Source organism: Ramlibacter sp. (assembly GCF_028291745.1).
Lineage (GTDB): Bacteria > Pseudomonadota > Gammaproteobacteria > Burkholderiales > Burkholderiaceae_C > Ramlibacter.
This window is the reverse complement of the sequence record NZ_JAQGNQ010000004.1, coordinates 23,364-29,363: the sequence shown is the minus strand read 5'-3', so window position 1 is coordinate 29,363 and position 6,000 is coordinate 23,364. Positions and strand designations below refer to the sequence as shown.

The window sequence follows — 6,000 nt, the reverse complement described above, 5'->3', positions numbered from 1 at the left end:
CGAAGCGCTCGCTGGCCAGCCTGCAGGTGCTGTACTTCGAAGAGACCGTCGAGGAAAAGCTCTGGCAGCCCACGTTCATCATGGAACACCCCACCGAGATCTCGCCGCTGGCCCGGGCCAATGATGCGAGGCCGGAAGTGACCGAGCGATTCGAGCTGTACATCACGGGCCGGGAGTTCGGCAACGGCTTTTCCGAGCTCAACGACGCCGAGGAGCAGGCCGCGCGTTTCACCGCGCAGGTGGACGCGAAGGACGCGGGCGACGACGAAGCCATGTTCTTCGACCACGACTTCGTGCGGGCCCTGGAATACGGCATGCCGCCCACCGGCGGCTGCGGCGTCGGCATCGACCGCCTGATGATGCTGCTGACCGACAGCGCCAGCATTCGCGACATCATCCTGTTCCCCGCCCTGCGCCGCGAGGCCTGAAGCAACGATGAGCCGCGCCAGCGCGCCGGCGCTCGGGATCGACTTCGGCACCTCGAATTCCGCGGTCTCCTTCGTCGGACCGGACGGACTGGCGCGGCTGGTGCCGCTGGAGGGCACCGCCACCGGGATCCCGACCGCGGTGTTCTTCAACGCGGAGGACCGCAGCACGCATTTCGGCCGCGATGCGATCGCGCTCTACCTGGCCGGCTTCGACGGCCGCCTGATGCGCTCCCTGAAAAGCCTGCTGGGAAGCAGCCTGCTCGAGGAAGAGACGGCGATCGGCACCGGCGTGCTGAGCTTCAAGGCGATCATCGGCCGCTTCCTGGGCGAACTGCGCGCCCGCGCCGGCCGCCACCTCGGGACGGACCCGCAGCGCGTGGTGATCGGGCGGCCCGTGCACTTCGTCGACGACGATTCCGAGCGCGATGAACGCGCGCAGCAGGCGCTGGCCGAATGCGCCGCCAGCGCGGGCTTCAGCGAAGTGTCGTTCGAGCTGGAGCCGATCGCGGCGGCCCTCGACTACGAGCGTCGCCTGCAGGACGAGGCGGTGGTGCTGATCGTCGACATCGGCGGCGGCACCTCCGACTTCACCGTCGTGCGGCTCGGGCCCAAGCGCATGCGCAAGCGCGATCGCAGCGCCGACATCCTGGCCACCGCCGGCGTCCACATCGGCGGCACCGATTACGACCGTCGATTGAACCTGCAGCAGGTGATGCCGCTGCTCGGTTTCCGCCACATCGGCCCCAGCGGGCGCGAGGTGCCGAGCGGCACTTTCTTCGACCTGGCAAGCTGGCATCTGATCCACCGCATGTATGCGCCGCGCACGCTGCGTGAAGTGCGCGACCTGCGCAGCAGCTATGGCGACACGCGGCTGCACGACCGGCTGATGACGGTGCTGGAGCAGCGCCTGGGGCACCTGCTGGCCAGCGAAGTGGAGCGCGCGAAGATCGAGGTGTCGCTGCATGGCGGCAGCGCGACGATCGACCTGTCGCACGTCGAGGCGAAGCTGCAGGCGACCATAGCGGCCGAGGCGATGGCCAGCGATCTCGAGGGTTTGCTGCAGCAGGTGGTGGATTGCGCGGCGGACTGCGTCGCGGCGGCCGGGCGCAAGGGGACGGCCCTGCATGCGATCTATCTCACTGGCGGCTCCTCCTCGCTGCGGCCCTTCCAGGCGCTGCTGCAGCAGCGCTTCGCCGGCACGCCCGTGATCGAAGGCGACCTGTTCGGCGGCGTCGCCTCGGGGCTGTCGTATGCGCAGGGACGCGCATGAACCTGAAGTACCTGGCGCACTATCCCGAGCCCGTGCAGCAGCAGGTGCGCGAACTGCTGGAGCAGCAGCGGGTGGGCGAGCTGCTGCTGAAGAAGTACCCCAAGGCGCACGCGATCCGCTCGGAGCGCGCGCTGTACGACTACGTCGTGGACCTCAAGGGCGAGTTCCTGCGCAGTTCCGAGCCGCTGTCCAAGGTAGCCTGGGACAACGCGCTGCACGTGATCCGCAATGCGCTGGGCACGCACACCACGGTGTCGCGCGTGCAGGGTGGCCGACTGAAGGCCAAGCGCGAGATCCGCGTCTCGACGCTGTTCCGCGAGGCGCCCGAGGATTTCCTGCGGATGATCGTGGTGCACGAACTCGCGCACTTCCGCGTGCGCGAGCACGACAAGGCTTTCTATGCGCTGTGCACGCGCATGGAGCCGCAGTACCACCAGCTCGAATTCGATGTGCGCCTGTACCTGACGCATCTCGATGCGCATGGCGCGCTCGCCTGGGGGTGAACGCGCTGGCCCTGGTCGTTTGACCGCCGGCGGCAGCGCGCGCTCAATGGCGCCTGGTTCCGGAGCAATCCGTGATCAGCCGGCACATCGCCGGTCTTCAACAACCCGAGCGGGACCCTGTTCCCGCTCGGGCGGTGGGTCCCGCTCGCTCTTTTTTTTTGGAGAATGAGATGGAATCCACCGAATACCAGGGGCACTACGACGCGGCCCTCGAGTGCATCGACGAGCTCGCGCAGCTGCTGATCGACGAGCCCGCGCGCGCGATCGCGCTGGTCACCGTGGCAGGGGGCGACGAGGCCGTGCAGGCGATGTTCGACGCCGCCATCGACAGCGGCTACCGCAAGCCGCTGGTGGAGACGATGAACGCGCCCTTCCAGGACGCCGAGGTGCGGCAGCAGCTGGAGATCCTGTTCCACGGCTGCTTCCGGATCGCGCAGTGCCAGTGAAGAAGGCCGCCTGACCCTTGGGGTGGCGGCGAGAGGAAAGGCCTGCCCGCAAGGGCGGGCCTTTTTTTGGTTCAAGACCATGTCCTTGGCGAGCAAGGGCCTGCTTGAAAGGGTGGGCCTTTTTCGCTCAGACCATGTCATTGCGGGCTTGACCCGCAATCCATGCGGCACTTGATCAACCGCAGCGTGGATCCCGGGTCAAGCCCGGGATGACATCCTCAGCGAGCCCCGGGATGACATCCTCGTCGAGTCCGGATGACATCCGCTCCTGCTCACGGCAGCAACTGCAGCGCCCGCATATACCGCGGCTCCGTCATCAGCGCGTCCCAGGTGATCGAGGAGCCGCAGGGCAGCAGGGCGAGGCGGCGGTGTTCGCTCATTTCGCTGGGTTGCCACTCGCCGCGCGACTGCGCTTCGCCGAGGGCCTCCAGCATCTCGTCGATCGAGGCGCCGCCTTCGCTGTTTACCGACTCGTTGCACAGCAACACCATGTCGCAACCGGCCTGCAGCGCGGCGATCGCCGCCTCGGTGAAAGTCACGTCCCGGCCCTCGATCTTGCGGGCGCCCGCCATGCTCAGGTCGTCGCTGAAGATCGCGCCCTGGAACTGCAGCTGCTCGCGCAGGATGTCGTTCAGCCACTTGGGCGAGAAACCCGCCGGAAGGCTGTCGACCTTGCTGTAGATGACATGCGCAGGCATCACGCTGGTGAGCGTGTTGCCCAGCCACTCGTACGGAATGGCATCCTCCTGCAGGATGGCCTTGAGGCTGCGGTTGTCGACCGGGATCTCCAGGTGCGAATCCGCCTTGACGAAGCCGTGCCCGGGGAAATGCTTGCCGCAGTTGGCCACGCCGGCCTGCAGCAGCCCGTGCATCAGGCTCCTGGCCAGCAGCGTGGCGATCCGCGGGTCGCGATGGAAGGAGCGGTCGCCGATGATCGAGCTGGCGCCGAAGTCCAGGTCCAGCACCGGCGTGAAGCTGAAGTCGACCCCGCAGGCGCGCAGTTCCGCGCCCAGCACGTAGCCGGCCGCAGTAGCCGCGCCCATGGCGGCCATGGCACCGGAGCCCTCGCGGCCCTTCTTGTCCTTCAGCCACAGCTCGCCGAAGCGGCGCATCGGCGGCAGGTGCGTGAAGCCGCCGGTGCGAAAGCGCTGCACGCGGCCGCCCTCGTGGTCGACGGCGATCAGCAGATCGGGGCGCAGCTCCTTGATCTCGGCGCACAGCGCGGAGAGTTGCTCGCGGTCCTGCCAGTTGCGGCCGAACAGGATCATGCCGCCCACCAGCGGATGCACGAGGCGGCGGCGGTCCTCGTTGGCCAGGCCGAGGCCGGCAACGTCGATGATGACCGGGGCGTGTTCGCTCATGGCTGCGGTTCTTTCTGTTCGATGACCACGAAGCTCGCCGCGTAGTCGCTTTCATCGGTGACGCTGACCTGCGCAACGAGGCCGCGGGCCTCGCACCAGGCCCTGAGTTCGCCGTGCAGCACGATCACCGGCTTGCCGCTGGCCAGCTTGCCGATCTCGCACGAGCGCCAGGTCATGGGCATGCGCATGCCCATGCCCACCGCCTTGCTGAAGGCCTCCTTGGCGGAAAAGCGGGTGGCCAGGTAACGCACGCCGCGCTCGGGCCAGCGGGCGCTGCGCGACCTCCAGGTGGCCAGTTCGGCGTCGCTCAGGATCTTGCGGGCGAAGCGTTCGCCATGCCGTTCCAGCGACGCGCGGATGCGCCGCACGTCGCAGATGTCGGTGCCTATGCCGTAGATCACTTCAGGCGACGTTGGCTGCGAGGGCGGCCCGGTACGCACGCACGGTGGCGGCGTAGCCGATCTCCAGCGCATCCGCGATCAGCGCATGGCCGATGGAGACTTCCAGCAATCCCGGCACGGCGCGCACGAAGGCCGGCAGGTTGTCGCGATTGAGGTCGTGGCCGGCGTTGACGCCCAGGCCCGCCGCCTGGGCCGCCTTTGCCGCCGCCGCGAAGCGCTGCACTTCGTGCGCCTGCTGCGACGTGCCCCAGGCGGCCGCATAGGGCTCGGTATACAGCTCGATGCGGTCGGCGCCCACCGCGCGGGCCAGCGCCATCTGCTGCGGCTCGGCATCCATGAACAGGCTGACCCGCACGCCGAGTGCCTTCGCCTCGGCGATCAGGGGGCGCACGCGCTCGGCGTCCTTCGCGAGGTCCCAGCCATGGTCGCTGGTGAACTGGCCTTCGCTGTCGGGAACGAAGGTGCACTGCTGCGGCCGCAGTTCGCGCACGAAGTCCATCAGGTTGTGAAAGGGATTGCCTTCGATGTTGAACTCGGCCTGCGGCCAGTCCTTGCGCAAGAGTGAATGCAGCTCGCGCACGTCGCCGGGCCGGATGTGACGCTCGTCCGGGCGCGGATGCACCGTGATGCCGTGCGCGCCGGCCTGCAGGCACAGCGTGGCCGCGCGGGTGACGCTCGGGATGCCCAGGTGGCGCGTGTTGCGCACCAGGGCCACCTTGTTCAGGTTGACCGACAGGGCCGTCGTGGGAGTCGTCCCCTCACCCCGGCCCGCTCCCGCACGCGGGAGAGGGTGAGAAATGACTTCGTGATCGGTCATAGAGACTGCAGGTCCATCATCAGTTGGCGGGTGCGCAGGGTGGAGACGCCGCAATGGTAGTGCAGCAGCGCGCGCAACTGCGGCTTGAGTTCGCCCATGGTCGCGGCGGCTTGCAGCGTTGCGTGAAAGGGCGCGGCGTCGTCGAGCGCCGCCTGCAGCGCATGCCATTGCGCGCCGACCAGGCTGGCGCGGTCCTCGTCCTCATGCGACTCGACCAGGCCGCCTTCGGGCCGCAAGGTGTAGCGCTCCTCCTCTCCCAGCGGAGCGAGGGTCGCGGTCTGCAGGTCGAGCGAGGGCAGCACGCCGACCTCGCGCAGCAGCAGCAGCTCGAAGGCCCGCAGGGCCGGCTGCAGCATCTCGCTTGCGTCGCTTGCGTCGCTGGCCAGCACACGCACGGCGGCGGCATAGACGTCGAACAGCGGCGGATGCGGGTCGTCGCGCGCCAGCAGGCGCAGCAGCAGCTCGTTCATGTAATAACCGGACAGCAGCGCGTCACCGGTGGGCATCACCTGCCCGCCCGCCCACTCCGCCGCCTTGAGCGTGCGGATCTCGGCGTCGCCGCCGAAGGCCAGGTGCAGCGGCTGCAGCGGCAGCAGCACGGGACGGAAGTTGGAGCTGGGCTTCTTGGCGCCCTTGGCCACCACCGCGATGCGGCCGTGATGCCGCGTCAGCACCTCCAGGATCAGGCTCGACTCGCTCCAGTCGTAACGGTGCAGGACGAAGGCGGGCTCGTCGGCGATGCGTCTCATGGGGAGGGGCCAGGGGCTAGCCCCT

Annotated in this window: 8 protein-coding genes; 4 read left to right on the top strand and 4 right to left on the bottom strand. The window is 68.3% G+C overall.

The genetic code is table 11. The features are described from left to right. The 4 genes from JWP60_RS00590 to JWP60_RS00575 all read left to right on the top strand — a co-directional run. The coding region (locus tag JWP60_RS00590; RefSeq protein WP_299785342.1) for an amino acid--tRNA ligase-related protein at positions 1-428 on the top strand (428 nt) is incomplete at its 5' end. Positions 429-435: 7 nt separating this feature from the next. Continuing rightward, entirely contained in the window at positions 436-1,698 is a 1,263-nt protein-coding gene (locus tag JWP60_RS00585; RefSeq protein WP_299785340.1) for an Hsp70 family protein, read from the top strand. Next, positions 1,695-2,201 carry a YgjP-like metallopeptidase domain-containing protein gene (locus JWP60_RS00580; RefSeq protein WP_299785338.1) on the top strand — a complete coding sequence of 169 codons (507 nt, stop codon included), beginning with the start codon at positions 1,695-1,697 and terminating at the stop codon, positions 2,199-2,201. The genes JWP60_RS00585 and JWP60_RS00580 overlap by 4 nt, the downstream gene beginning before the upstream one ends. A gap of 170 nt (positions 2,202-2,371) precedes the next feature. Further along, entirely contained in the window at positions 2,372-2,647 is a 276-nt protein-coding gene (locus JWP60_RS00575) for a hypothetical protein (protein WP_299785336.1), read from the top strand. Between the two features lie 272 nt (positions 2,648-2,919). Here JWP60_RS00575 and nagZ read toward each other — a convergent pair whose 3' ends face one another. From nagZ to recO, 4 genes are read right to left on the bottom strand one after another with little or no spacing between them, the layout of a single operon-like run. After that, a complete protein-coding gene (nagZ, locus tag JWP60_RS00570) occupies positions 2,920-4,008 on the bottom strand; it encodes a beta-N-acetylhexosaminidase (RefSeq protein WP_299785334.1) in 1,089 nt (362 codons plus the stop codon). Further along, a complete protein-coding gene (gene acpS / locus JWP60_RS00565) occupies positions 4,005-4,409 on the bottom strand; it encodes a holo-ACP synthase (protein WP_299785332.1) in 405 nt (134 codons plus the stop codon). The genes nagZ and acpS overlap by 4 nt, the downstream gene beginning before the upstream one ends. A 1-nt stretch (position 4,410) precedes the next feature. Further along, positions 4,411-5,226, bottom strand: coding sequence for a pyridoxine 5'-phosphate synthase (locus JWP60_RS00560; RefSeq protein WP_299785330.1), 816 nt, complete (start codon positions 5,224-5,226; stop codon positions 4,411-4,413). Then, positions 5,223-5,975, bottom strand: coding sequence for a DNA repair protein RecO (gene recO, locus JWP60_RS00555; protein ID WP_299785328.1), 753 nt, complete (start codon positions 5,973-5,975; stop codon positions 5,223-5,225). Before recO ends, JWP60_RS00560 begins: the two co-directional genes overlap by 4 nt. Between the last annotated feature and the right edge of the window lie 25 nt (positions 5,976-6,000).